The organism is Gluconobacter sp. P5E10 (genome assembly GCF_018812145.1).
Classification (GTDB): domain Bacteria; phylum Pseudomonadota; class Alphaproteobacteria; order Acetobacterales; family Acetobacteraceae; genus Gluconobacter; species Gluconobacter cerinus.
Window position 1 is genome coordinate 303698 of sequence record NZ_JACRVZ010000004.1, and the last position, 25008, is coordinate 328705.

23 protein-coding genes and 2 riboswitches are annotated in these 25008 nt (G+C 56.7%); of the genes, 9 read left to right on the forward strand and 14 right to left on the reverse strand.

Translation table 11 applies throughout. The features are described from left to right. Window positions 1-4: 4 nt before the first annotated feature. The 3 genes from cobW to cobU all read right to left on the reverse strand — a co-directional run bounded on the left by cobW (window position 5) and on the right by cobU (window position 2424). Window positions 5-1057, reverse strand: a complete 1053-nt coding sequence (gene cobW / locus KP707_RS10110; protein WP_211502983.1) for a cobalamin biosynthesis protein CobW — start codon at window positions 1055-1057, stop codon at window positions 5-7. Further along, window positions 1054-1467: a DUF1636 domain-containing protein gene (locus KP707_RS10115; protein WP_211502982.1), complete on the reverse strand. Its 414-nt coding sequence runs from the start codon at window positions 1465-1467 to the stop codon at window positions 1054-1056. Before KP707_RS10115 ends, cobW begins: the two co-directional genes overlap by 4 nt. 120 nt (window positions 1468-1587) lie before the next feature. Then, window positions 1588-1826: riboswitch (cobalamin riboswitch) on the reverse strand. A gap of 37 nt (window positions 1827-1863) precedes the next feature. Then, entirely contained in the window at window positions 1864-2424 is a 561-nt protein-coding gene (gene cobU / locus KP707_RS10120) for a bifunctional adenosylcobinamide kinase/adenosylcobinamide-phosphate guanylyltransferase (RefSeq protein ID WP_211502981.1), read from the reverse strand. A gap of 45 nt (window positions 2425-2469) precedes the next feature. On the opposite strand from cobU, the gene cobT reads away from it, so the two are divergent. From cobT to bluB, 5 genes are all read left to right on the forward strand, one after another. Next, on the forward strand, window positions 2470-3513 hold the full coding sequence (gene cobT / locus KP707_RS10125) for a nicotinate-nucleotide--dimethylbenzimidazole phosphoribosyltransferase (protein ID WP_211503171.1): 1044 nt from the start codon (window positions 2470-2472) through the stop codon (window positions 3511-3513). Continuing rightward, window positions 3510-4277 (forward strand): adenosylcobinamide-GDP ribazoletransferase, encoded by a 768-nt coding sequence (gene cobS, locus KP707_RS10130; protein WP_215751596.1) that lies wholly within the window; start codon window positions 3510-3512, stop codon window positions 4275-4277. Before cobT ends, cobS begins: the two co-directional genes overlap by 4 nt. After that, a riboswitch (cobalamin riboswitch) is annotated at window positions 4274-4415 on the forward strand. It overlaps the preceding gene by 4 nt. 28 nt (window positions 4416-4443) lie before the next feature. Then, window positions 4444-4668, forward strand: coding sequence for a CbtB-domain containing protein (locus KP707_RS10135; protein ID WP_211502979.1), 225 nt, complete (start codon window positions 4444-4446; stop codon window positions 4666-4668). A 15-nt stretch (window positions 4669-4683) separates the two neighbouring features. After that, window positions 4684-5421 (forward strand): CbtA family protein, encoded by a 738-nt coding sequence (locus KP707_RS10140; protein WP_211502978.1) that lies wholly within the window; start codon window positions 4684-4686, stop codon window positions 5419-5421. 3 nt (window positions 5422-5424) lie between these two features. Then, entirely contained in the window at window positions 5425-6063 is a 639-nt protein-coding gene (gene bluB / locus KP707_RS10145; RefSeq protein ID WP_211502977.1) for a 5,6-dimethylbenzimidazole synthase, read from the forward strand. Here the strand turns inward: bluB and KP707_RS10150 are convergent. After that, window positions 6053-6604 carry a histidine phosphatase family protein gene (locus tag KP707_RS10150; RefSeq protein ID WP_211502976.1) on the reverse strand — a complete coding sequence of 184 codons (552 nt, stop codon included), beginning with the start codon at window positions 6602-6604 and terminating at the stop codon, window positions 6053-6055. The two genes, bluB and KP707_RS10150, sit on opposite strands and share 11 nt — an antisense overlap. Before the next feature lie 139 nt (window positions 6605-6743). Here KP707_RS10150 and KP707_RS10155 point away from each other — a divergent pair, with 139 nt between their 5' ends. Both KP707_RS10155 and KP707_RS10160 read left to right on the forward strand, forming a co-directional pair. After that, window positions 6744-8462: a M20/M25/M40 family metallo-hydrolase gene (locus KP707_RS10155; protein ID WP_211503170.1), complete on the forward strand. Its 1719-nt coding sequence runs from the start codon at window positions 6744-6746 to the stop codon at window positions 8460-8462. Window positions 8463-8671: 209 nt separating this feature from the next. Continuing rightward, window positions 8672-9577, forward strand: a complete 906-nt coding sequence (locus KP707_RS10160; RefSeq protein WP_211502975.1) for a LysR family transcriptional regulator — start codon at window positions 8672-8674, stop codon at window positions 9575-9577. On the opposite strand, the gene KP707_RS10165 is transcribed toward KP707_RS10160, so the two are convergent. Both KP707_RS10165 and KP707_RS10170 read right to left on the reverse strand, forming a co-directional pair. Then, window positions 9564-10493, reverse strand: coding sequence for a bile acid:sodium symporter family protein (locus KP707_RS10165; protein WP_211502974.1), 930 nt, complete (start codon window positions 10491-10493; stop codon window positions 9564-9566). The genes KP707_RS10160 and KP707_RS10165 overlap by 14 nt on opposite strands. Before the next feature lie 85 nt (window positions 10494-10578). After that, complete coding sequence (locus tag KP707_RS10170; protein ID WP_046901941.1) at window positions 10579-11031, reverse strand: Lrp/AsnC ligand binding domain-containing protein; 453 nt, start codon at window positions 11029-11031, stop codon at window positions 10579-10581. A 136-nt stretch (window positions 11032-11167) separates the two neighbouring features. Between KP707_RS10170 and putA the strand changes: the two genes are divergently transcribed. Both putA and KP707_RS10180 read left to right on the forward strand, forming a co-directional pair. Next, window positions 11168-14737 (forward strand): bifunctional proline dehydrogenase/L-glutamate gamma-semialdehyde dehydrogenase PutA, encoded by a 3570-nt coding sequence (gene putA / locus KP707_RS10175; protein WP_211506731.1) that lies wholly within the window; start codon window positions 11168-11170, stop codon window positions 14735-14737. Window positions 14738-14936: 199 nt separating this feature from the next. Continuing rightward, window positions 14937-17570: a M1 family metallopeptidase gene (locus KP707_RS10180; protein WP_211506732.1), complete on the forward strand. Its 2634-nt coding sequence runs from the start codon at window positions 14937-14939 to the stop codon at window positions 17568-17570. Between the two features lie 56 nt (window positions 17571-17626). On the opposite strand, the gene KP707_RS10185 is transcribed toward KP707_RS10180, so the two are convergent. The 8 genes from KP707_RS10185 to KP707_RS10220 form a co-directional block, all read right to left on the reverse strand. Beyond that, a complete protein-coding gene (locus KP707_RS10185) occupies window positions 17627-18844 on the reverse strand; it encodes a cation:proton antiporter (protein WP_211502971.1) in 1218 nt (405 codons plus the stop codon). A 111-nt stretch (window positions 18845-18955) separates the two neighbouring features. Continuing rightward, the gene (locus KP707_RS10190) at window positions 18956-19891 is read right to left on the reverse strand and encodes an ABC transporter permease (RefSeq protein WP_211496187.1); all 936 of its coding nucleotides are present in this window, start codon (window positions 19889-19891) and stop codon (window positions 18956-18958) included. A gap of 2 nt (window positions 19892-19893) precedes the next feature. Next, entirely contained in the window at window positions 19894-20940 is a 1047-nt protein-coding gene (locus tag KP707_RS10195) for an ABC transporter permease (protein WP_211502970.1), read from the reverse strand. Then, a complete protein-coding gene (locus tag KP707_RS10200) occupies window positions 20937-22523 on the reverse strand; it encodes an ABC transporter ATP-binding protein (RefSeq protein ID WP_211502969.1) in 1587 nt (528 codons plus the stop codon). The genes KP707_RS10195 and KP707_RS10200 overlap by 4 nt, the downstream gene beginning before the upstream one ends. Further along, window positions 22516-23619, reverse strand: coding sequence for a BMP family ABC transporter substrate-binding protein (locus KP707_RS10205; RefSeq protein ID WP_086634647.1), 1104 nt, complete (start codon window positions 23617-23619; stop codon window positions 22516-22518). Before KP707_RS10205 ends, KP707_RS10200 begins: the two co-directional genes overlap by 8 nt. After that, window positions 23610-24161 (reverse strand): glutathione S-transferase family protein, encoded by a 552-nt coding sequence (locus KP707_RS10210; RefSeq protein ID WP_211502968.1) that lies wholly within the window; start codon window positions 24159-24161, stop codon window positions 23610-23612. Before KP707_RS10210 ends, KP707_RS10205 begins: the two co-directional genes overlap by 10 nt. Continuing rightward, window positions 24158-24769, reverse strand: a complete 612-nt coding sequence (locus KP707_RS10215) for a Rieske (2Fe-2S) protein (protein WP_211502967.1) — start codon at window positions 24767-24769, stop codon at window positions 24158-24160. Before KP707_RS10215 ends, KP707_RS10210 begins: the two co-directional genes overlap by 4 nt. Then, on the reverse strand, window positions 24766-24993 hold the full coding sequence (locus KP707_RS10220; RefSeq protein ID WP_203548766.1) for a hypothetical protein: 228 nt from the start codon (window positions 24991-24993) through the stop codon (window positions 24766-24768). The genes KP707_RS10215 and KP707_RS10220 overlap by 4 nt, the downstream gene beginning before the upstream one ends. Between the last annotated feature and the right edge of the window lie 15 nt (window positions 24994-25008).

Sequence of the window (25008 nt, forward strand, 5' to 3'; positions counted from 1 at the left end):
CAGGTCAGTCCGCCAGCAATGCGGCTTCGATGGCTGCGCGATCCAGGCCTGTCTGGCCAATTACGACAAGGCGCCCGTCGCGACCGGCATCTGCGAGAGGTACATCAAATTCATGACGGAAACGGGTCCCGACACCCTGCACGGCCAACCGCAATTTTTTACCCTGCACCGCTGCAAAGCCTTTCATGCGGAGGATATCGAATTGCCCCGCAACCTCGCTCAGGCGTTTGAGCAACGCTTCAGCACTCTTCTGCTCCGGAAGGACTACGACGAAACTCTCGAAGTCATCATGTTCGTGATCATCTGCGCCATCATGGTTGGACGGGCGCGCCTGAAGGTCGTCTTCGGCACCGGCACCAATTCCCAGCAGAACAGCGGGGTCCAGTCGTCCCTCTACTGCGCGCAGCGTAATAACTTTCCGCGGCACGGCCTCGTTAATGCCCTTTTCAACCGCATCAATCCCGGCTTCATCCAGAAGATCAGTCTTGTTCAGAACAATCAGATCTGCCGCATTCAACTGATCTTCATAGACTTCAGCCAACGGATTATCATGATCCAGAGAAGGGTCAGCAGCCTGCTGTGCAGCAACAGCTTCCGGATCGTCGGCAAAGCGACCCGCGGCGACAGCAGGTGCGTCCACAAGCGTAATCACACCATCAACGGTCATGCGGGTACGGATCCCGGGCCAGCTGAATGCCTTGAGAAGAGGCTTGGGCAGCGCAAGGCCAGATGTCTCGATCACGATGTGCTCTGGCGGATCAGGGCGATCAATCAGAGCCTCCATGGTTGGAATGAAGTCGTCTGCAACCGTGCAGCAGAGGCATCCGTTGGTGAGTTCGACGATATCCTCGTCAGCACATCCTTCGATCCCGCAGGACCGCAGGATTTCACCGTCGATCCCAAGCGAACCGAACTCGTTCACGACGATTGCAATACGGCGCCCATCAGCCTGTGCGAGAAGATTTCGCAGAAGGGTTGTTTTCCCTGCCCCCAGAAAACCTGTGATGATCGTAACCGGAATCTTGCGACCGGAGCCTGAAACAGTCTGGGACATCATGAAAGTTCCTGTGAAGCAGACAATGAAGATGGAAGACGGGCGATAACCATATCAGAAAGCGATGCAGGTCGCTTTGACGGCATCACTGTTCCGGTTTTCGATGCCCGGTAAAGCTTAAGGTAAGCCAGCAGGTCCGACAGCTTTTCCGGACCAAGTTCACCTAGAACAAAAGTCCATTTTTCCGGCATGGAAAGCGTGGCAATACAGCCTCGGCTACAGGCTGCCATACATTCAACGGGCTGGACGCTGAAATCACCTTCAGCAGCCTGGTCAAGCAAGGCATCGTAGAGCTGTCGCCCCCGAACAGGGTCATTCCCAACCGGTAGACCGCGACGACACGTCACACAGACGTGGAAAACTGGCGAAACGGATGATTGGCCCGTTTCAGGATAAGGCAGGGTATCTGCCATGGTTTCGTCTCTCTTGCAGCCACAACGGCATAACAAAAGGCGCGATGAAAGGCCTTCGCAATCGCGAAAGTGACACGCACATGATGGCGCGCCCTCACACTCCGGGCACCCCGCCGGATCATGACACTTGGCTCAGATGGCAGGTCTCCTGACTCACGGCTGAGGCGCCATTAGCACCTCCTCTCCCACCGGGCCTTCCCAGATCGAAATCCAGTGGCTGCCTTTCCTGAAAGAAAGACTGGCAGGACAGAAAACCGTCCACAGTTGCGGGGGCAGTGCCGGGTTTGACCTAATTCTAAGGCCGCACCAGCTTCCCTTTTCATCCTCCTCTCAGAGGAACCATCAAACCCTCTCCTATCTCTGGGATGAAAGCGTGTCAAAGCCCGGGAAATGGGCTCATTTCATTTTCAAAGACAAACCCGCCGCCACAAACAGCACTTCTCCGGCGACTGCGGCGATCTTCTGATGAAGAAGGCCCGCTTCATCGCGGAAACGACGAGCCAGGGCATTGTCCGGGACAATTCCGAGCCCTACCTCGTTACCCACAAGAACGGTCCGGCCTTTCCGTGTTTGCAACGCCTCGAGAAGATCTTTCGTCGCGGCGTGTACATTACGATCTTCCAGAATGAGATTTGTCAGCCACAAAGTCAGGCAATCAACCAGAACCGGCGCACCCTGCTCGACCTGTAAAACACCAGCGATATCAAACGGCTCTTCAACTGTACGCCAGCCTTTGTTCCCACGGGTGGTACGGTGCAAATCTATCCTGGCCTGCATTTCTTCATCAAAAGCCCGACCGGTCGCGAGGTAAACCCAAGGGGCCGGAAGGGCAGTGATGAGTGCCTCAGCGATCCCGCTTTTTCCTGACCTGGCGCCCCCGAGGACCAGTGACACATCCGGTAGTCCTGTTTGCGTGATGGTCTGTGCCACAATGTCTCCTGCGCCTTCTTCTTGCATGGTCCCTGATAACAGCACAAAAGACCTGTCATGCCACCGCACATCATGCCCTCGTCCTGTCAGCCCCCTTTCGCCAGCATGGCAGAACTTCGCACTGCCTGCCTGTCACTTCCAGACCCCGACCCAAAAGTCGCCGCCCTGATAGCGGAGCGAGACGCAACTCTGACCAAACCTCCCGGCAGCCTCGGGCGGTTGGAAGAGCTGTCCATTTGGCTCGGTGAATGGCAAGGCCATCAGAAACCAACGCTAGAACACGTTCAGATAACGATTTTTGCAGGAAATCATGGTGTGGTCCGCCGGGGGGTATCTCCGTGGCCTTCGGATGTTACGGCCCAAATGGTGTCGAATTTCCAGCGTGGCGGCGCAGCAATCAATCAGCTTGCCCGGAATGCTGGTGCGAACCTTACTGTTGTGCCCGTCCGAAATCTAATGGCCACAGCAGATTTTACCGCGACCCCAGCTATGGGCGAAGACGAATTCCTTGATGCGGTCTCGGTCGGATACACCGCCGTATCCCCCGCGCTGGATCTGTTTTGCCCAGGCGAAATGGGTATTGGCAACACAACCCCCTCCGCCGCACTTTGCGCAGCGCTTCTGGGGGGCACAGGCGCGGACTGGGCAGGACGTGGAACGGGTCTCGATCAGGCGGGCGTCAACCTCAAGGCTTCTGTTATTGATGAGGCCCTGTGTCTGCACGCGGCGTCACTTAACGACCCCTTGCATGCCGCACGTTGTCTGGGTGGTTACGAACTGGCCGCCATACTGGGAAGTGTTCTGGCCGCCAGACACCATCGTATCCCGGTTCTGCTTGACGGCTTCGTCTGTACCGCAGCCGTGCTGCCATTGATCAAACTGACTGCCTCAGCACTCGACCACACACAGCTCTCGCATTGTTCCGCTGAGGCTGGTCACCGAAAGCTGGCAGATGCCCTCAGGCTGAAACCAATACTGGACCTAGGCTTGCGCCTTGGAGAGGGATCTGGGTCTGCCGTTGCCATTCCCGTCCTCAGAGCGGCATTGGCCTGCCACAACGGTATGGCGACGTTCGCTGAGGCTGCTGTTTCCCAATCAGACGTCTCCATTCAATGAGGCTTTGGCGCACCATTCGAGAAGACATTGCCTGTGGTGCGGGCCTGCTGACCCGCCTTCCCTTGGGATGGCTGCGCGTCAGCGGACAGGACTGGTCTCTGGCGCGGTCTGTCTGGTGCTGGCCCCTGGTTGGCGCGCTTATCGGTATTCTCAGCGCATCAGTGTTCTTGCTGCTGAGTGCCTTGAGTGTTCCCCCTCTGGTAGCGGCAGCCTGGAGCGTCGGCCTACAAGTTCTCTTAACCGGAGGCCTGCACGAAGACGGACTGGCGGATATGGCGGACGGATGTGGTGGTGGCCATACTCCTGAGAAGCGCCTGACCATCATGCGCGATAGTCGTATCGGCAGCTATGGGGGGTTAGCTTTGGGCATCAGCTTAATCGGCCGCGTTACGACGTTAGCAGCGCTGCCTCCTTCAATGATCTTGCCGGCAATGGCTGCAACGGGAGCGCTATCCCGCGCAGTACTCCCTCTCCTGGCGTTCCTCACCAAGCCTGCTCGTGACAACGGGCTGGCAAAACAGCTGTCCAATCTGACACGGGATCAGTTGCTGGGCGCCTTGTTTTCCGGCTTTTGCATGACGGTAATTTGCCTCCCCGCACAACTGGGCTTCCAGACTATTCTTGCCGCCCTGTGCACGATGCTTGGAGTTCGCGCCGTAGCCCGAAAAATGCTTGGCGGCTATACCGGAGACGTACTCGGAGCAACGGCCAGTCTCGCTGAGTGCGTTCTCCTGACAGTGCTGGCCTCAGCATGGAAAAGTTGACACTCCCGCATGAAAGGTTACATCCTTCCTGTTAGCGAAAGCAGGGAGAAGCCGGTGCAAATCCGGTGCGGTCGCGCCACTGTAATGCTCGTGAAATCACGTTGCGAAGCCAGACCTCCTTTACCAATTTTCAACCGCAGAACGCGCTTTTCCAGCGGAGCCTATTATGAGCCAGAGCCTTTCCCCGTCCCACCTGCCCGCCAGCATCGCCGCACCGGTTGCGCTGCCGATCCGCACGCTCCTTCCATGGGCTGCCTTTACGGTCGTGCTCAGCCTTATGCTGCTTTATTTTGTTGGTGCAGAACAAGGTGCGACGTCTTTGATTTCAGGGCACGCAGTTCATGAATTTGTTCATGATGGGCGCCATCTTCTCGGTTTCCCCTGCCACTAAACGCAGCATAGTTTCATGACAGGTCGTCTTTTGAGCCGCGGCATGATTGCCGGGATTGCTGCCGCATTGCTTGCGTTCGTGTTTGCACGTTTTTTTGGAGAGCCGCAGGTCAATCTTGCGATTGCATTCGAGAGCGCGAAAGACCTCGCTGCTGGCGAGCCGCCTGAACCGGAAATTATCAGCCGAGGCGTACAGGCGTCTTTCGGGCTTCTCACCGCTGCCGTTATGTATGGCGCGGCTTACGGCGGCATCTTCGCGACTATTTTTGCTTTTGCATACGGTCGCGTAGGCCGCTTTTCGCCGCGAGCCTTATCTGCACTTCTGGCAGCCGCAGCATTTGTTGTGTTCGTGCTGGTGCCAGACCTGAAATATGCTCCCAATCCCCCTGCCGTTGGCCTTCCATCCACCATCGGCCTACGAACCGGCGCCTATTTCGGTATGATCGCTCTGTCGCTTTGCGCGGCAGCGGCATCCTATATGGTCAGCCGACCACTCATCGGGCGCCTGGGTCATTGGAACGGAGTGCTAGCCTCCCTCGGAGTCTTCATCATTCTGGTGGCCGCCGGACAAGCCGGTATGCCTGATATCAACGAAGTTCCATCAGATTTCCCGGCAACAGTGCTCTGGCGATTCCGGGAGGCAGCCTTGGGGATGCAGATCGTTCTATGGGCTACGATCGGACTGCTCTTCGGCCCTCTGGCATCCCGTGTCCTGACGGCAGGCGCTGACAAACCTTTTGCACGCAACGGATAAACCATGACGGCACCAGCCTTTTCAGACGATTTCAGAAAAGATCTGGAGCGCCTTTTCACATGGCGTCGCGATGCGCGACATTTCCAACGTGATCCTCTGCCCACATCGGTGCTGGATCATCTCCTGCATGCATCGACTTTGGCGCCTTCCGTTGGTTTGAGTGAGCCCTGGCGCTTCGTGCTCGTTGAAAACCAGGAGCGAAAAGCAGCCGTTCGGAAAAGCTTTGAAACCTGTAACCGGGAAGCCCTTCAGGGATATGAAGGCGCACAAGCAGCATCCTATGCGACGCTCAAACTGGCCGGATTAGATGATGCCCCGCATCATGTCGCCGTCTTCTGCGAAACATTCCCGGATCAAGGACATGGTCTCGGACGTGCGACCATGCCGGAAACAACGACGTGGTCCGCTGTGATGGCCATCCATACGTTCTGGCTGGCCGCAACGGCGGCTGGTGTTGGGCTGGGCTGGGTCTCCATTCTTGAGCCTGAGCACGTGTCAGACCTTCTCGATGCCGAGCCGGGATGGAACCTTATCGCGTATCTTTGCATCGGATATCCGGCAGCACATGCCAAAACGCCAGAACTGGAGCGCATGGGATGGGAAACAAGAAACCCGGACCGACGTCAGTGGATCAAACGATGACGTAATGGAGCCTGCTGCTGCCCTGCGGCATTGAAGGTGCTAGCAGGTTCGCCCTTTCTCCTTTGGCAAGCCCATCAAGGAGACGAAGTGGGCCGCCGTGCGAAATGACTAATGCGGCCTCTCCAGCCTGAACGAGGTCTGCCCAGAAAGACTGCACACGTTCCTGTAGCGCTCGCCCACTTTCACCACGCGGCGGAGAAAACCCTTCAGGATCTTCGGCCCAGCTATCGAGAGCCACACGCGGCACAACATTCCAGGATAGCCCTTCCCACTGGCCAAAATTTAGCTCCAGTAACCGGTCATCCAAACGCAGCGGCCACCCGGTCTGTGCCTCAAGTCTTCGCGCGACAGACAGACACCGGGCCGATGGTGACGTGTAGATGACTGAACAACCGGCGCCCTTTGCAAGGGTCAGCAGACCAGCGGCCTGAGCCTCCCACCCCGCTCTGAGTTCCATCTCCTGTCGCCCATAACAAAGGCCTTCACTCCCCTCAACGGGAGGATGGCGGGACAGGAGAACCGGAATGGTAAGAGTGGTCATTAATCGTAGATGGGGGTGCGACGCGTTTTCCGTCAACCAGCCAGTCCGATGATTTTATGCCATTTCCTGATCAGCAATCCGATGTGTAAGGTATGCCTCATCTCGTCAGACACGCGTTATGACAAAGACTGAGGACATGATGCACAAATCTTCCCTTCGAAACCGCCTGAAATTGGCTACCGCTCTTGCCGCTTTCGCGATAGCTCCGCTCGCAATCGGCGTTTCCGGGGCCCATGCAGCGTCTGACGCAGGCGCCTCCGGCCCTATCGACCCGGCTCGAATGTCGGAGACAATGCGGGTTCTGGCTTCGGACGCATTTGAAGGACGCGCCCCTGGCACCCCAGGTGAGGCCGTCACGGTCAAGTGGCTGATTGATCAGTACCAGAAGCTTGGACTGGAACCTGGCGGCGAAAATGGCGGATGGACGCAGAATGTCCCCATGATCCGCACCCGCCCTGATCCGAAAGCAATCGCGACGATCAAGACACGGGGTCAGGCTGCTCTGCCGCTTCATCAGCTGACAGATATCGTCATGTCAACGCTCCAGCCGATCGAGCGCCTTCAGCTGTCAAACGTCCCTCTGGTCTTCGTGGGCTATGGTGTGACGGCGCCGGAACGTCGCTGGAATGACTTCAAGCAGGTTGATCTACACGGCAAGATTGCGGTCTTCCTGGTGAATGATCCTGATTTCGATGCTGGACCAGAGGAGCCTGTTGCTGGGCGCTTTGGTGGCAAGACCATGACGTATTACGGCCGCTGGACCTACAAGTTCGAGGAAGCAGCCCGTCGCGGTGCAGCCGGAGCGCTGATCATTCATGATACTCCGGGCGCGTCCTATCCCTGGAGCACCGTCGTCGCACCTCAGGGTGAAGAATATGACATTCTTCACGACGATAAGGACCTGAAGTCCGTACCGATGATCGGCTGGATCGAAGGCAATGCAGCCAAAACATTGTTTGCGCGCGCCGGGCTGGATCTGAACCGTCTGCGTCGTCAGGCGCGTTCGCCGGATTTCCATCCGGTCAACATTCATGACACGACGCTTTCAGTGGACATGCCGGTCAAGGTCGATCACCTCCAGAGCCAGAACGTCATCGGCAAGATCACCGGTACGGATTATCCCGACGAAACCGTAATGTTCGGCGCGCACTGGGATGCGTTTGGTAAAAGCACCGACGCCGCGGGCAAGACCGTTATTCGGCGCGGAGCGATTGACGACGGCTCTGGTATTGCAGCCGTTCTGGAAATCGCACGGGCTTTCAAGAACGGGCCAAAGCCAAAACGGACTGTCAGTTTTGCATCCTGGACCGGGGAAGAGCGTGGCCTTCTGGGATCGAGCTGGTATGTCGCCCATCCGCTGGCGCCCCTGGACAAGACTGCGGCTAACCTGACCATGGATGTGCTTCAGATGGCAGGCCCAGCTCATAATGCCTTCATTATCGGCGCTGGACAGGACACTCTGCAGGACGACTTCGCAGCCGCGGCTCTCAAGCAGGGCCGTACAACCCAGCCGGAAGCCATGCCGGAGCGCGGAGCCTTCTACCGTGCGGACCATCTGCCCTTCGCTCGCGCTGGCGTGCCCGTTCTCGCAGTTATGGATATGGCTGGCCCGTTCGATCTTCTTCAGGGTGGAACAGCCGCAGGCAGCAAATGGCTGACGGCATATATGGCCTGCTATCATCAGGCCTGCGATGCCTGGAGCCCTGACTGGGACGTCAGAGGTGCGGCGCAGGACGTCGATGTTGTCCGCCAGGTCGGATATAATGCGGCCTTCTCGCATGATTGGCCGACGTGGAAAGGTGGCTCCGAGTTCCGGGCCATCCGTGAAAAGAGCAACGACGTTCGTTCGGCTCACTAAACTTCAGGTTCAGGCGGCTCGGAGAAAGAGCCGCCTGAATTTTGATTTTAAACGATATATTCTGGAAATTTCTTAATCCGTTTCGTAGCGAAGAACATTTCCAGCGGCCTTGTTCAAGCAGGTGGCAATCCACGCTTGACATCATGCGCGCCTTAAAATTTGCGCGCTTTGAACAAAGTTCCTGCAACCCGTTCATAGATGAGATCGAGATGGACAATCGCGTTGGCGAAATGCAGGTTTTTCTGCGGGTAGTCGAAAGCGGCAGTTTCTCGGAAGCCGCCCGGCTGCTGGTCATGACGCCATCAACCGTCAGCAAGCTCATCGCCAGAATTGAAGCCCGTCTGGGTGTCCGCCTGATCGAACGCTCGACCCGCCGCCTTTCCGTAACGGAGGAGGGACAGACCTATTATACGCGCGCTGTCAGCCTGATAGCTGATCTCGATGATATTGAACGCAGCCTCACAACGGGAACCATGCAGCCCAGAGGGACGGTCCGGGTCAATGCATCCGTTGCGTTCGGCACCCTTGGACTGGAGCCATTCCTCCCCGCGTTCTGGAATGCCTATCCAGAAATCCTGATTGATCTCTCACTTTCCGACGACGTAACAGACCTTTACCTTGACCGGACAGACGTCGCCTTCCGTGTCGGCCGACTGCAGGATTCAGGCCTTACAGTCCGTCATTTGGGGGCTGTACCACGCAGGATTGTAGCCTCACCCAACTATCTTGAACGCCACGGAACACCTCAGACCGTTGCGGATTTAGACAGCCATCAATGCCTTGGGTTCAACTTCCAGCGCACAACCCCTGTCTGGCCGTTTCAGGAAAAAGGGCGGCTGATTGACCGCCGCGTGCACGGTCCCCTTCTAGCGAATAATGGTGAAACGGTAAGGCGTATGGCCCTGCAAGGCGTCGGGCTGGCACGGCTTGGGGAGTATCATGTCCGTGAAGACCTGAAGACTGGCCGCTTGGTTGAAGTTCTGAGTGATGCCACGATACAGGACGAAGAAGACATTCATGCCCTCTTCCCTGCAGGACATCAGAGCCCACCGCGAGTGCGTGCCTTTCTTGATTTCATGGTTCCGCGAATACAGGATTATCTCAAGGCGCCTTGATCCGTGACGTGCCCTTACTGAGAGGCCGCGCCGCCCAGTATGCCGCCAGAACGGAGCCGGACACATTGTGCCAGACGGAAAAAACTGCTCCTGGCAGCGCTGCAATGGGTGAGAAGTAAAGACGGCCCAGCGTTGCGGCGAGCGCCGAGTTCTGCATCCCGACTTCAAGCGCAAGCGTTCGGCAGACAGACTCATCGAAGCCCAGAAGCCTGCCGCCCCAGTATCCCCCCAATAAGCCAATCGCGTTATGCAGAATAACGCCCAGGATCAAAAGGGGGCCAGCTTGAGCCAAGGAGGGACCGGCGCCAGCGACGACGCAACCAATGATCAGCAAAATGGACACCATGGCCACGGGCGGCAAGGCGTTCTCAATCCGCTGGATGGTCCGATGCCACAGCGTATTGACGATCACACCGGCAAAAACCGGTAACGCAACCATGGTAATGATGCTTCGGAACAACCCCCAGCTATCAACAGAGACACCCGCAGACACATACAGCCGTGTCAGTAATGGTGTTGCAAAAATTCCCACCAAAGTAGACAGCGCACTAATACTGACGGACAGCGCAACATCTCCCTTGGAAAGAAAAATCATCACATTGGAGGCTGTGCCGCTAGAGACACAGCCCACAAGAACCATACCTGTCGCCAGACCGGGAGGCATACCGAGCAGATGTGCAATCCCCCATGCCGCCAAAGGCATGACGAGATAATGCAATCCTACCCCCGCCAGAACAGGATAAGGGCGCCGGGCAATGCGGGAAAAATCCTGCACTGTCAGAGACACACCCATTGTAAACATGATGAACGCGAGCAGCGGTGTGATGACCGGCAACAGTTTCAGGAACGGCGCGGGAAGCACGATGGCTGCCAGCGAGACCAGAATGGCCCAGACCGGGAAAAGGCGCGTCATCATCTGGCGGAGCGTCTCCATTATTAGAACACGAGTAAGGTAACGTTCCTCATACCGTCATCCTGTCCGCTTGGGAAAATGATAGCCGTCAGATCGGCAATTCGGGATCGGCCTTGACCTCTTCCATGACGGTGTAAGTGTGCGTCTGGCGTACTCCCGGGAGCCGGGTCAGGGTTTTCCCCAGAAAATTACGATACGCGGTCATATCCTTGACCCGCGCCTTCACCAGATAGTCGAACCCGCCCGCAACCATATAGCACTCACTGACCTGAGGAATGGTTTTAAGTGCTTTGGAGAAGGCCTCAAAAATATCCGGACTGGTCCGATCCAGCGTGACCTGAATGAAAACAAGCAGCCCAAGATTGACGGTTTCAGGGTCAAGACGGGCCATATAACCGCGGATTACCCCGCTTTGCTCCAGCTTTTTAACGCGCTCCAGCGTAGCGGCAGGGCTCAGATGAATCTGCCGTGACAAATCAATGTTCGTGATGCGGCCATCCTTCTGAAGAAACCTCAGAATTCTGCGATCTATGTCATCCACTTCGTACCACCTGCTAAATATAATTTTCCATAAATTCGATAAACCGAATTTAATTCGTCGTCTCCCTTAAAATACCAGCACCTGTTTCGCAAACGTTTCAATATCTGTGAGAGACCATCAGAACAGCGGTATCCTCATGACCTCACCTTTCGCGTCCCTTGCAGCCATCGTTCCGCCGCGGTCTCCGCTCCGTCAGGCCATCACCGACCACACCCGTGTAGCGGAAGCCCCGCGGGTGACGGAACTTTCGCGTGAGGCTCGCCTTGAGGACGATCAGGCTGCCCTCGCCCGTCAGACAGCGAGGCGTTTGGTCGAAGCTCTTCGTCAAGGCCGCAGTAGCGGCATCGTTCAGGATCTGGTGCAGGAATACGATCTCTCCTCTCAGGAAGGTGTCGCCCTGATGTGCCTGGCGGAGGCCCTGCTTCGTATCCCTGACCTTCCCACGCGTGACGCCCTCATTCGCGACAAGATTGGGAACGGTCAGTGGCATGAGCACATCAGTCGAAAGTCTTCCCTGTTCGTAAACGCAGCGACCTGGGGACTGGTCGTCTCAGGCAAGGTCCTGTCGACGGAAGAGACGAAAGCGCTGCCGGGAAGCCTCAAACGCCTGATCGGACGGTGCGGTGAGCCTGTGATCCGCAAGGGCGTCGATATGGCAATGCGCATGATGGGTGAGCAGTTTGTAACCGGCCAAACCATCGCGAACGCGCTCGAAAACAGCAAGCCCCTTGTCGCAAAGGGATTCCGTTACTCCTACGACATGCTGGGAGAAGCTGCCACGACCATGGCGGACGCTGATCGGTATTACCGTGATTATGAAACAGCCATTCACGCCATTGGCCAAGCATCAGCAGGCGCTGGCGCGTATCAAGGCCCAGGTATTTCAGTCAAGCTGTCTGCCCTTCATCCGCGCTATAGTCGCCTCCAGAGGGAACGCGTTCTCGCCGAGTTGGGCCCTCGCCTGACAGCACTTGCGCGCCTCGCCTGTCACTATGACATCGGCTTCAACATTGACGCTGAAGAGACGGACCGGCTGGAGCTCTCTCTGGACCTGCTGGAAACGCTTTGTTTCGACCCAGCCCTGAAAGACTGGAAGGGCATTGGCTTCGTTGTTCAGGCTTATCAGAAGCGTGCACCATTCGTACTCGACTGGGTGATTGATCTGGCCCGTCGCACAAATCACCGCCTGATGGTCCGGCTGGTTAAGGGTGCCTATTGGGATAGTGAAATCAAACGTGCCCAGGTCGATGGGATGGAGAATTTTCCGCTCTTCACGCAGAAGATCCATACCGACATTTCCTACATTGCCTGCGCCAAGAAGCTTCTGGCTGCTCCAGACGCCATTTTCCCGCAGTTTGCAACGCATAACGCGCAGACACTGGCCAGCATTCACGCCTTGGCAGGACCGAATTTCACGACTGAGTCCTATGAATTTCAATGCCTGCACGGCATGGGAGAAACGCTGTACAAGGAAGTTGTTGGTCCGGAAAAGCTGAATCGGCCTGTCCGCGTCTATGCTCCCGTGGGCACGCATGAAACGCTCTTGGCCTATCTCGTACGCCGCCTACTGGAAAATGGCGCGAATTCGTCCTTTGTGAACCGAATTCAGGATCCTGCAGTTTCAGTGGAAGAGCTGATTACCGACCCCGTCACGCTCTCCGCCCATGCCCTCCCCAGCACCCTGCGCCTACCAAGCGACCTTTTCCAGCCTGAGCGTGAAAACTCGCATGGGCTGGATCTTGCAGACGAAAACACTCTGAAAACACTTGGTGTTGCCCTGAGTAAGGAGGCCTCATTTGGTGAAACGGCGGGCGAAGATGTTGTTAATCCTGCCGACAAGTCAGATGTCATTGGGTGTATCAAACCCACGGCTGTCGAAAGCGTAGGGGCTGTCATCAGCAAAGCCGCAACGGGTTTTGATGTCTGGAAGAACACACCAGTCTCCGAACGCGCTACATGTCTGGAGAAGGCCGCTCAGAGCCTCGAAGACGACATGCCCAGACTGATGGGACTGATTATCCGGGAAGCAGGAAAGACCCTTGCCAATGCGGTGTCTGAAATCCGCGAGGCTGTAGACTTCCTACGCTATTATGCTGCCCAGATCCGCCGCGACTTTACTGCTGACAATGCTGCCCCACTGGGCCCCGTCGTCTGCATTAGCCCCTGGAACTTCCCTCTCGCCATTTTTCTGGGGCAGGTTTCTGCTTCCCTGGCAGCCGGGAACAGCGTTCTCGCCAAACCTGCGGAAGAAACGCCTCTCATTGCGCAAGAAGCTATCCGCATTCTTCATAATGCCGGAGTGCCAGCAGAAGCCTTACAACTTGTACCAGGTGGCGGCGAAATCGGAGCGGCGCTCGTCGCCGATCCCCGCATAACTGGCGTTCTGTTCACGGGTTCGACGGAAGTCGCAAGGCTGATCCAAAAGCAGCTCGCCGGGCGCCTGAATGCAGATGGCACACCTATTCCTCTGATTGCCGAAACGGGCGGCCAGAATGCACTTGTTGTGGACAGCTCAGCTCTGTCCGAACAGGTCGTCGGGGATGTACTATCTTCCGCCTTTGACAGTGCTGGGCAGCGATGCAGCGCACTCCGGGTACTGTGCCTGCAAAACGATAGCGCAGATCGTGTTCTGACGATGCTCAAAGGGGCTATGGCAGAACTGCGTACGGGAGATCCAGCTCTTACGCAGACAGATGTCGGGCCAGTCATCACAGAAGAGGCTCAGAGCGGAATTCTCCGCCATATTGAAGACATGCGCGCTCGTGGTTTTTCGATCCATCAATCTGCAATTTCTGAAGAGTGCGCAAACGGGACCTTTGTGCCGCCGACCCTGATTGAAATCGACAATTTGTCAGCTCTGCGCCGAGAGGTTTTTGGGCCGGTTCTGCATGTTGTCAGGTATCGCCGCGAAGAACGCGCGCAGTTGATGGCTGCCATCAACAACACCGGATATGCCCTGACCTTCGGCGTTCACTCACGCATCGACAGTACGATTGAAGACCTTAAAGCCATCTCAGATGCGGGAAATATCTACGTCAACCGTAACCTTGTGGGTGCCGTCGTAGGGTCTCAGCCGTTTGGGGGGCATGGCCTTTCCGGAACCGGCCCGAAGGCAGGTGGCCCGCTTTACCTGCGTCGCCTTCTGTCCCGACGCCCTGAACTAGGTGCTCTGGCGCACCATGACCTGCCAGTTGTTCTGAATTTTGCCGGGCAGTGGTTAAGGGCCATAGCACCAGACTTCAGAGCCGTTGTGCCTGCCGGAACGCCTTTGGGAACAACCCTTTCCCTCCCCGGCCCTGTCGGAGAAGACAACGTTTACACTTTGACAGCACGAGGCACAGTGCTGTGTGCAGGGCCTAGACTTGAGGATCTGTGTCAGCAAGTCACAGATGCCCTGTCCACTGGGAATGCCTGTGCGATCCCTGCGGAAATCTGGCGCCGTTTGCCCCCACCGCCTGCGGCCTTGGGAGCCTCTATCCTCCCACTATCAACAGACGTTCAGGTGGATGTGGCGCTGTGCAATGGCGATGCAACAGACCGCAAGCAGGTCTTGGCAGCACTGGAACGTAAAGACGGACCGGTAGTCTGCCTGCACACACCAGACGCAGACGGACGTTACCCACTGGAATGGCTGGTTCAGGAGCGGGCCTGCAGCACCAATACGACGGCTGCTGGCGGAAATGCAGCTCTTATGGCGACGGTTTAGTATTCACGCCCTAACACGAGACACACTTCCATCGTGGTCATACAGGCTGCGGTGGGAGGCCTTGGCTCAAAGAGACAGACGCATCAAACCTGCCTCCCACTTTCATGTCAGGACCGAGTGTGCGACCCTTGCGCCACCATTGAAACAAAGCGTTACGCTGTTTCTTCAATATTCTGACTGATTAAGGATACGCATCGTTATGCGCCGCCTTCTGGCTTTCAGCACCCTTCTTGCCGGTCTTCCCTTTGCCATGGTGGCGCATGCCGAAGGAACGTTTTCCTTCCAACAGACACCAGGCCAACTTCCCAAAACCGTTGTTCCGGCCTCCTATGCCATCGATCTCGAAACAGACCCGGAGCATCTGACCCTCAAGGGCCAGGAAACCATCGACGTCACGGTTCTAACAGATACGCAGGACATTGTTCTCAATCAGGCCGGACTGAAGCTGTCTGGTGCCCTTCTGGATGGGACGCAGCATGCGACCATCACACAGGATGACGCTGCAGAAACTGCCACGCTGCATTTTTCACAGCCGGTTCCCAAGGGCCCCCACACTCTTTCCATCAATTACACAGGCCCAATCCTCAAGACGCCAAATGGCCTCTACATCAACGATTATACGTCAGCCACCGGCCAGGCACGCCGCATGCTGGTGACGCAGTTCGAAGTTGCTGATGCCCGCCGCATGTTCCCCGGATGGGATGAACCCGCATTCAAGGCCAGCTTCCAGCTGAATGTGACGTTGCCTTTCGATGATGTTGCTGTCAGCAATATGCCCATTATCGGCACCACGCAGCAGGACACGAAGACCAAGCGCGTTTCCTTTGCCCCAACACCTCGCATGTCCAGCTACCTGCTGGCACTTGTTGCCGGTGACATGGGAGCCGTTCATGGAGAGGCTGATGGCACGCCCCTGAGTGTTTATGCCCCAGCCGGTCTTGAGGAACAGGGTCGGTATGCTCTTGAATCAGCCCAGCGCATTCTGCCGTATTACAACAGCTATTTCGGGGTAAAATATCCTCTCCCGAAGATGGATATGCTGGCTATCCCCGGGAATTATCAGGCCGGTGCGATGGAGAACTGGGGCGCTCTCACATACATCGACAATGTGCTTCTGTTTGACCCAAAAAACAGCACACCCAAAACACGCGAGCTGATTCACGAAGTCGTTGCGCATGAGATGGCGCATCAGTGGTCTGGCGATCTTGTGACGATGGGCTGGTGGAACAACATCTGGCTCAACGAGGGCTTTGCGTCCTGGATGGAAATCAAGGTCACGGACAAGCTGAACCCACAGTGGGACATCTGGCCACGCCAGCATGAGACCCGCGAAGAAACGATGGGCATTGATGCCCTTTCAACGACCCATCCGATCCAGCAGACCATTCACAACGTCAGTGAAGCAAATTCAGCGTTTGACAGCATCAGCTATGGCAAAGGCGAGCTGGTCATTCGGATGCTGGAAGGCTGGCTGGGTGAAGACAAATTCCGTGATGGCATGCGGGCCTACATGAAAGCACACGCGTTCGGCAATGCTACCAGTCAGGATCTGTGGAATGCCCTTTCGTCCACGTCTGGCGAAGACGTGGCTAAGGTGGCGCGCAGCTTTACGGAGCAGCCAGGTATCCCGCAGGTTAATGTCACATCGTTCTGTCAGAATGATCAGGCCACCTACACACTCACCCAGAGCCGCTTCACAATCCATGATCCACAGGCTCAGCCTCTGACATGGAGCGTTCCAGTTGTGGCTGGCGGCCCCGGACTTCCGACAAAAACCCTTGTTCTGGGCACTGAACCCGTCACTATCACAGCACCCCGTTGCGATACGGCCTTCAAACTCAATCTTGGCGAGAGCGGCTATTATCGTGTTTCTTATGACAAGAACGCGCTCAGCGCCCTTGCAACATCTCTCAGCAAATTTGCTCCCGTTGATCGCGCCAACCTGCTTGGGGACCAGTATGCCCTTTTCCGGTCAGGACAGGCCAAACTTGGGTCTTATCTGGATCTGGTCGATAGCCTGACTACAGCGCATGAGAGCGACATTGCGGTTCTGGAAGAGATCATCAGCCGCCTTGAAACGATTGATCAGTACGAAATCGGCAATGCCGATCGTGATGACTTCCAGACATATGCTCGCAGCCGTCTGGCACCGGTTCTGGCGCGTCTGGGGTGGGACGAAAAACCGCACGAGAACGTTCTCGACACGATGCTGCGGCCATCGGTGATCAGCGCACTCGGGACATTCAACGATCCGCAGGTTATTGCGGAAGCCAAGCGTCGCTTTGCACTTTGGAAGGAAAACCCAGCCTCTCTCCGCCCCGATCTTGTCGGTGCTGTTACGACCATTGCCATGAAGACGGCGGATGGCCAGACATATGACTTCATGGCTGAGAAAGTTCGTACCACCCAGGCGACAGAACTCAAACTGCGCTACTTCGCCGCTCTTGCCAGCGCAACCAACCCGGATCTGATCCGCAAGAACGTGGCCCTCGCCTATAGCGGAGCCATTCCGAACGGACGGATTGCACGCTCACTGGCCGTCATTGCAGCGTCGAGCGAAAATCCTGATCTGGTGTGGCAGCTGGTGAAGGAGCATGAGGCAGATATTCGCACGCATCTGGCTCCGTGGTCACAGGATGACTTCCTGGCCTCAATCGCCGCACACTCCAATAACCCACAGGTTCTTGAAGCACTTCAGAACGATCCGTGGTCCACGAAAACAACAGGTGCAAAAATCGCGACAGCAAAAGCGGTTAATACGATTAATGCCCGTCAGGATGCTATTAAAGCCACTCAGGAACAGATCCACGATTGGCTGGCAACGCATCACTGATTATTTTGAAGGATGATTATGAAGAGGGGATTAATTCCCCTCTCCACTTCAAGCCCTTAAGGGGCCGCAGAAGATCGGGGCGCGACCAACTTGAACATGGGCCCTGTCAGAACCGTGGAAATAACGGCAAGAACCATCAGAGATGCGAAGGCAAACTCTGAAATCATGCCCTGGGCGTGGAAAATCGTTGCAGCAACAATTTCCATAAGCCCCTTGCACTGCAACAGAACACCGACGCTCAACGCCTGACGCCTGCTCAGGCCGGATGCAGGCGGGTAAATATAGACCGCCAAAATCTTCGTCACGATCGAGATTGCAACGAGTGACAGCGAGGCGATTACGGATGGCCATGTCAGAGCATCACCATCGATATTCAGGCCACTATGACCAAAGAACATCGGGGCGAGCCAGATGAGTGAGAACGTTCCCACCTTCTCAACGGGCAACCGCCGAACCCACGACGGCGGCATGATCGCGCCAGCAAAGTAAGCGCCAATCAGTTCGTGCAGACCGAGTTGCATGCTGGCCCACGAACCGGCAGCAAGGTAAATCGGCACCGCAATCCAGATAACAGCGGAAGGCGGGTTCCTGAAATGGCGGGAAGCCCAGTTTCCGGCAAATGCCAGTCCCACCAGCAGCGCAATCGCGAGGACTTCGAGGCCCGTCCATCCATGGAGGGCAGCCGTCCCACGCTCGGCAACCTGAAGCATTGCCAGACCAATCCAGAGAGCAGCATCGTCGACAACGGCCAGCTTAAGCGCCAGCTGACCCAACGGACGTTGAGACGGATTAAGCTCACGCACCACGCCAATCAGAACCGGCAAAGCACTGACGGCAATGCACAGGCCAATAGACGCTGCGGCGACCCAAGGCTGTGCATGTGGCGGATGCCATCCGGGAAGTGGCAGAAAAAATTCATAGGCGAGTATGGATCCCACCAAAAGCGGACCACCCAGCGCAACGGCCGCCCCCGTTAGCAAACGCCCTAACGTCGGCGCTGGCAGGGCATGATCGTCCGCCACGCTTCCAGGGGACTGCCACATTTCAAGGCCGGCAGTAAACGCCAGAACCAGAACGGCAACCCAGCCAATATCGCTTCCATAAACCGATGGAATACCAAGTGATTTTACAGGAATATGCCAGACAGAAATCAATATACCGACAAGTATTGGCAGAACCACAATCGGTATTGTTTTCTTCAGTATCCTCCACGCAACCCATGGAAGAAAAACAAAAACTGCGGCGTCTGCAATAAGTGCCGTAATGTTTGTCATCAGCCTCCCCTCTATGCCTAAATGAAGAGACAGAGTACGCGATTATGGGGAAAAGGTGCAAACCAAAGTGTTTGGGACGCTTGCTGGCGCCCCACTCCACACCCGGTTCGCTTATCTTCCACTTCGATAATAGGGCGTCCCGAGCGCCGCGGGAGCCGCCATGGCAGAGCGCAGTTTTGCAAAGGCCAGCATCGGCACAATAATGCAGGCAACCGTCCCGAGATATGGCAGCGTATTCAGGATTGCGGGGGCAACAGGCCAGCCTCTGGCCTGCCCCATGAACCCCACTGCTGTTACAAGCCCGAATAGTAGCCCGGACAGAACGGCAACAATTGGGCGGTATCCAGCAAAGATCACCAGCGCCACGGCAATCCAGCCACGTCCAGCGATCATCCCGTCTGACCAGACAGGCACGACGGCGAGCGTCAGATCAGCGCCAGCCACGCCTGCCAGAACACCACCAATAATCACGGCCAGAGCCCTGTACTTCATGACAGGCACCCCAACCGCGTCTGCCGCTGCCGGATTTTCGCCCACGGCCCGCAGATCCAAACCCGAACGCGTCCGAAACAGCCAGAAATGCGCCATGACAGGAAAGACGAGATAGATCAGGTAAACGAGAATATTCTGGCTAAAGAAGGCAGGTCCGATAACAGGAATGGCAGACAGAACCGGAATGGAGACTGGTTCGAACACAGCAGAGACCGGAACACCGGCAACGGACCGCCCGATTACAGAACTAAGACCCAGCCCCAGAAAGGTGATCGCCACGCCACACAGAACCTGATTGGCACGAAGTACAACGCTGGAGAGCGCAAGCACACTTGCTCCCAGCCCACCAACCAGTCCTGCTGCAAGCAGGCCCAGCCATGGATGAGGCGTCGCGTTCACAGTCATGACTGCAACGACGGCCCCGAGGGACATCAGCCCCTCCACCCCGAGATTCAGAACACCTGCACGTTCGGCAATCACCTCGCCGAGGGCACCAAGCGCCAGAACACCGCCTGACAGAACGGCATGACCGAGAAGGTCGCTGAGAAGTGCCATGATCAGCTCCTGTTCACACGGACATAGGCTGCCATTTCGTCTCCGGCCGCAATCGCAAGGACCAGCAGACCTGTAATGGCAAGAACGGCGGAAGAACTGATCTGGGTTGTCTGGAGAACAATCCCCGTATCCAGAATCAGTGCCATCAGAAGCGCTGCTGGAATAAGGGCAAAGCACGACCCACGAGCCAGAAGCGCCACGACGATGCCCAGATATCCATAATTATTGGCAAGGCCACCCTGAAGCCGGTGAACGGTTCCCGCGACTTCAAACACACCTGCCAGCCCGGCTAAAGCGCCTGACAACAGCAACACAGCCAGAATACGGGGAGAGACCTTAATCCCAGCATAGTGCGCAGCCTGCGGATTAGAGCCGCACACAGCCGTTTCATAACCAAACCGGCTTTTCGCGAGCCCTACTCCCAAGCCAACAACAATCCCCAATGCGAGCAGGAACCCCAGATGAACCGCTCCCCAGAGTTCCGGAAGTGCCACATGCAGGCGTTCAGTCGAGGCTAGAGCACCAGTCACGCGATCAGCCCACGGTCCGGTTGCCAGATAATAGACAAGCAGGGAGGCCACGAAGTTCAGAAGAAGAGAGGTAACAATTTCACTGACGCCAAGCCAAGCCCGGGCCGCAGCGGGAATAAAAATCCATGCGGCTCCCGCCAGAGCGCCAGCTACAACCATCGCCGGAAGTGCGACAATCGCGGGCCAATGCGTGAACAAACCAACAGCCGTCGCTGCCGTCGCACCTGCATAAAGCTGCCCTTCCGCCCCGATATTCCAGAGATTGACACGGATCCCGACCCAAACTGCCGCCCCTGTAAGCATCAGAGGCGTCATGAAGAGTGCGAGGTCCTCAATGCCAAAGCGCGACCCGACGGTCGATCGAACGACGAGCCCGGCGAGTTCGATCGGAGATCGTCCCATCGCGGCGAGCGTGATTGCTACAATGCCCAGAGCCGCAAGGATGGAGAGCCCGCGCCCAACGGCAATACGATGAGACGGAACAACCGTAAGACGCGTGCGAGGGGATACGGCGCTCATGCTGCCTCCGACAGATTACGGCCACTCATGAGCGCGCCTATGCTTTCCCGATCTGCGTCTGCACGATCCATGACCCCCATGAGGCGCCCTGCATACAGAACAGCAATACGATCACTCAGGGCAAAGATTTCATCCAGATCTTCTGACATCAGAACCACGGCAACACCTGCGTCGCGCGCACGGGCGAGCATATCCCTCATGGCTGAGATAGCCCCGATGTCCAGACCACGGCTGGGATAACTGGCCACCAGAACATGACTGGCAATCCGGATTTCACGTTCCAGAACCAGCCTCTGCTGATTGCCGCCGGATAACCCGCGAATTTGCACCTGTGTTCCCGGAAGCTTCACCCCTGCCCTGTCTGCGAGCATCTGGGCAAACTTGCGGGCCTGCGCCATGGAGAAGCTGAACCGGCCGCCAATCGGCGGACGGTCATACTCCCGAAGTGCCATGTTTTCCGCAACGCTCAGCCCCGGCATTAGGGCACGTTTCAGCCGGTCTTCCGGTACGTGACCCACGCCCGCATGCGCAAACATTGCCGGGTCTGCACGATTGGCAGCCTTGCCATTCAAATAGACCGTTCCGCTCTCAGCCGCCTTCAATCCGGTCAGGACTTCTGCCAGCTCAGGCTGGCCATTCCCCGTCACCCCTGCAATCCCCAGAACTTCCCCCGGACGAAGCGCGAGACTGACATCATCCAGACGGACTACGCCTGCGGCATCCCGCACCGTCACCTGTTTCAGAGACAGAGGTTCAGCCCCACCGCCTGCCGGAGCAGGAGACTGCCGTGGATAAGAGGTTGCAAGCGTAACAGGTCGCCCGATCATCTCTGTTACGAGACTGTCAGGCGTTACATCTGACGTCTGATGCGTCCCCACCAATCGCCCCTGCCGCAGAACGGAAACCCGGTCTGCAAGCGCCATGATCTCATCAAGCTTGTGGCTGATGATAACAACTGCCCCTCCCTCGGAGCGAAACCGACGAAGAGCGGAAAACAGTTCGCCGACTTCAACGGGGCTGAGAACAGCCGTTGGTTCATCAAGGATAAGAAGTCGAGCGCCCCGAGACAGAACACGAAGGATTTCAACACGCTGCTGCTCGCCCGCAGACAAAGAAGACACAACGGCCGAGGGCGTAATCGGGAGGCCAAACTTCTTGGAAAGTGCGGAGGCACGCTCTTCAATGTCTTTTCCCGCAAGGCGGCGGGGTGTTTCAGACCAGCCCAGATGGAGGTTTTCAGCGACGGTAAAACGGGGAACCAGACGAAAATGCTGGTGAACCATGCCAATCCCGGCAGCGATGGCTGCGTCAGGGGCCGGAAACGTGGTCCCATATCCATCAATGATGATCTCCCCGGCATCGGGCTGATAGAGGCCCGTCACCACGTTCATCAGTGTGGACTTCCCTGCACCATTTTCCCCTAACAGGGCGTGAATTTCACCCGGGAACACATTCAGGGAAACATTTTCGTTCGCAATGACGCCTGGAAAGTACTTCGCAATATTCACCAGCTCCAGAATGGGCGGTGTTCCTGCTGCAAGATGAGCGGGAGGCGCGTTGGACGCATGAGTGACATCAGCCAAGACCAGACACTCCCTGAACCTGCCACGACCAGTTATACATCTCCATGTCAGTCATGACATGGCCTGCTGGAACCCGCAGCGTTCCCTCAGAATCATAGATCGGCCCCTGAAAAGGCGACCATCCAGCCAGCATCCGGTCCCGCGCAGCGTCAGCTTCTTTCTGTACAGCTTCAGGAACGTTCTGCCCCCAGCGATCCCGATCGACGCCTTTGGCCAATGTGAGAAAACGTCCCTCCGGCGCCCATTCTCCCCGGATCCGGGCACCAACCTGCTGGATATAATAGTCAGCAAAATCCAGCACGACAGAGCTGACATATGCATTGGGCCCGAACTCACGCATGTCGGTGTTCCACATCGCAGCCCAGACGCCGCGTTTCTCCGCGACACGCAGATAGCCCGGATCGTCCATAATCCCGCACAGGAAGTCACAGCCACTGTCTACCAGAGCAGCCCCTGCTTCCGTTGCAGCCTGCGGGTCAAACCACGAATTGATGGAAATGACGCGCATCGTGGCCTGTGGATTGACCGAGCGCGCCCCCAAAAGCACGGCGTTCGCACTGGCATAGACGGAAGGAACCGGGAAAGAGGCCACGTAGCCAAGCTTGCCGGTTTTGCTCAGACGGGCTGCGGCGATACCAATGACATAACTGGCGTACCAGTGCGTGATATAATACCAGCCAAGGTTATTGCTGACAGCATGGCCATCACACTCCATGAACGCAACGTCCGGAGCACGATCCGCAACATCGCGAATGAAGTCTCCATAGTTGGACGTGGAAATCACCATCTGCGCGCCTTCCGCCACAAACTGGCGAAAAATGCGGGTTGCATCTGCGGAGTAAGGCACGCTCTCGACAAAGAGGGTTTTGACGGCTGGATAGGCACGTTTAACGGCTTGAACCGCCAGATCGTGAGCGTGGCTCCATCCGCCATCGGTGATGGGGCTGGTGTGCCCAAAGCCAATCAGAAGATCCTCTTCCCGAATGGGCGCAAAACGACGTGACGCCGCCTTCAGAGCCGACGGCATCACAAGCGAGCTGCCCAGAGCAGCCAGTACGGAACGCCGCGGGAGCATCAGAGGATTTTTCAGTGACATTCCGGCACTCCCGGCATCGTTATGAACCCAGGCAGCGCCTTGAAGTGCCTTATGAAGTTCCGAGCTACCGGATAAAGATCCAAAGGAACTTCAAGGTCCTGGCTCAAGGCAACAACTGGAAACAGCATGATGTCGGCAACTCCTGGATGATCTCTTGACACCAAGCATCGACCGTCCAAGCGGTTCTCTGCAAGCCGATCTTCAATCTCGCCCATCAATGGCATCATGAGCTGTGCGGGATTTTCAACAAGAAGAGACGCCAGCATGACCGTCCTGCGCATGATGGAAAAGCGGTCCAAGGCATTCGCTGCCCACGTCATCTCGTCCGTTCCGGAATTCCATTCCTGCAGGACGTCTGGAAGCGTTACGAGCCGTTTCAGGATCTCTAACGGGCCATGAAGAACATCGTCGACGAGTTCAAGGGCCGGGCCACTTTCCAGGGCGCTATCATCCGTGACCGTAGGCAGCTTCACTCCCATCAGGGACGCTCCCAGCCGAACTGCATAGCATCTGTCATCAAGCGCCCAGTCTCGTAACCTCATGCTAAAACGGTCTCCTTGATAGCTTCCAGACGGTCCCGTAACTGCACAGCTTGTCGCGCAGCCTCCCGCTGTCCGGCGACAGTCCAAGACGCAACATGCAACATGGTCAGGCCAACTGCTGGTTCATGCACGGCAAAAAGACAGTTATCCTGCTGCTTCCAGTTCGAAACTTCCATATTGAGAGACGTCCGCGCAGTTTGCAAAGGCACCTGAACCAGCAAGCTCCGAACGCCTGACGCCTCGCCCTCTGGCAGGTGCGAAAGTGACGGCTTTTCATCGAGGCTCACCCAAATCATTCCGCATCGCTCCTGCACCTGATAAGCTGTCGCGCGAATGGTGCCCGGCACACGGAGTTCAGGATGAGCTGGAATGTGGCGACACGTTGAATCTGCTCCAAACTGCCAGCCGTGATAGAGACAAGCCAGATTTCCGTTCCGCACGAAACCGAAACTCAGCCGCATTCCTCTGTGTGGGCAGCGATCTTCCCAGGCATGGATCTCACCATCCGCGCCACGCCAAAGAGCAATTTCTTTACCAGACAAGCGTGCCGGAGCTGCTGTTCCAGCGGGAACATCCATACTGAGAGCAACTGGAAACCATCCCGTCATCCGAGGCTCTCCGTGCCTGTCACGATACAGCCTGTTGGCCCGAGAAGACATGCCATCTCGAACATTCCGAGAAGTGCTTCCTCACCCACCAGCCGAACTGAAAAACAATGATCTGAAACAGACATGTCTGTAATCTCCACGGCCAGTAGGCGCGCCCGGGCAATGGCAAAATCCCGGAACAGCTCGGGATCAAAGCGCCCTTCGAAACGAATCTCCCGAACCACTGGATCATGCCTTTC

Bases quoted from the DNA above. Each gene is read 5' to 3' on its own strand.
- KP707_RS10210 (WP_211502968.1), bottom strand. From the start codon at position 24,161: ATGAGGTTACGAGACTGGGCGCTTGATGACAGATGCTATGCAGTTCGG.
- KP707_RS10135 (WP_211502979.1), top strand. From the start codon at position 4,444: ATGAGCCAGAGCCTTTCCCCGTCCCACCTGCCCGCCAGCATCGCCGCA.
- KP707_RS10195 (WP_211502970.1), bottom strand. From the start codon at position 20,940: ATGAGCGCCGTATCCCCTCGCACGCGTCTTACGGTTGTTCCGTCTCAT.
- KP707_RS10140 (WP_211502978.1), top strand. From the start codon at position 4,684: ATGACAGGTCGTCTTTTGAGCCGCGGCATGATTGCCGGGATTGCTGCC.
- cobT (WP_211503171.1), top strand. From the start codon at position 2,470: ATGCCCTCGTCCTGTCAGCCCCCTTTCGCCAGCATGGCAGAACTTCGC.
- KP707_RS10115 (WP_211502982.1), bottom strand. From the start codon at position 1,467: ATGGCAGATACCCTGCCTTATCCTGAAACGGGCCAATCATCCGTTTCG.
- KP707_RS10160 (WP_211502975.1), top strand. From the start codon at position 8,672: ATGGACAATCGCGTTGGCGAAATGCAGGTTTTTCTGCGGGTAGTCGAA.
- KP707_RS10205 (WP_086634647.1), bottom strand. From the start codon at position 23,619: ATGTCACTGAAAAATCCTCTGATGCTCCCGCGGCGTTCCGTACTGGCT.
- cobW (WP_211502983.1), bottom strand. From the start codon at position 1,057: ATGATGTCCCAGACTGTTTCAGGCTCCGGTCGCAAGATTCCGGTTACG.
- KP707_RS10165 (WP_211502974.1), bottom strand. From the start codon at position 10,493: ATGATGACGCGCCTTTTCCCGGTCTGGGCCATTCTGGTCTCGCTGGCA.
- cobS (WP_215751596.1), top strand. From the start codon at position 3,510: ATGAGGCTTTGGCGCACCATTCGAGAAGACATTGCCTGTGGTGCGGGC.
- putA (WP_211506731.1), top strand. From the start codon at position 11,168: ATGACCTCACCTTTCGCGTCCCTTGCAGCCATCGTTCCGCCGCGGTCT.
- KP707_RS10215 (WP_211502967.1), bottom strand. From the start codon at position 24,769: ATGACGGGATGGTTTCCAGTTGCTCTCAGTATGGATGTTCCCGCTGGA.
- cobU (WP_211502981.1), bottom strand. From the start codon at position 2,424: ATGCAAGAAGAAGGCGCAGGAGACATTGTGGCACAGACCATCACGCAA.
- KP707_RS10150 (WP_211502976.1), bottom strand. From the start codon at position 6,604: ATGACCACTCTTACCATTCCGGTTCTCCTGTCCCGCCATCCTCCCGTT.
- KP707_RS10185 (WP_211502971.1), bottom strand. From the start codon at position 18,844: ATGACAAACATTACGGCACTTATTGCAGACGCCGCAGTTTTTGTTTTT.
- bluB (WP_211502977.1), top strand. From the start codon at position 5,425: ATGACGGCACCAGCCTTTTCAGACGATTTCAGAAAAGATCTGGAGCGC.
- KP707_RS10155 (WP_211503170.1), top strand. From the start codon at position 6,744: ATGCACAAATCTTCCCTTCGAAACCGCCTGAAATTGGCTACCGCTCTT.
- KP707_RS10180 (WP_211506732.1), top strand. From the start codon at position 14,937: ATGCGCCGCCTTCTGGCTTTCAGCACCCTTCTTGCCGGTCTTCCCTTT.
- KP707_RS10190 (WP_211496187.1), bottom strand. From the start codon at position 19,891: ATGGCACTTCTCAGCGACCTTCTCGGTCATGCCGTTCTGTCAGGCGGT.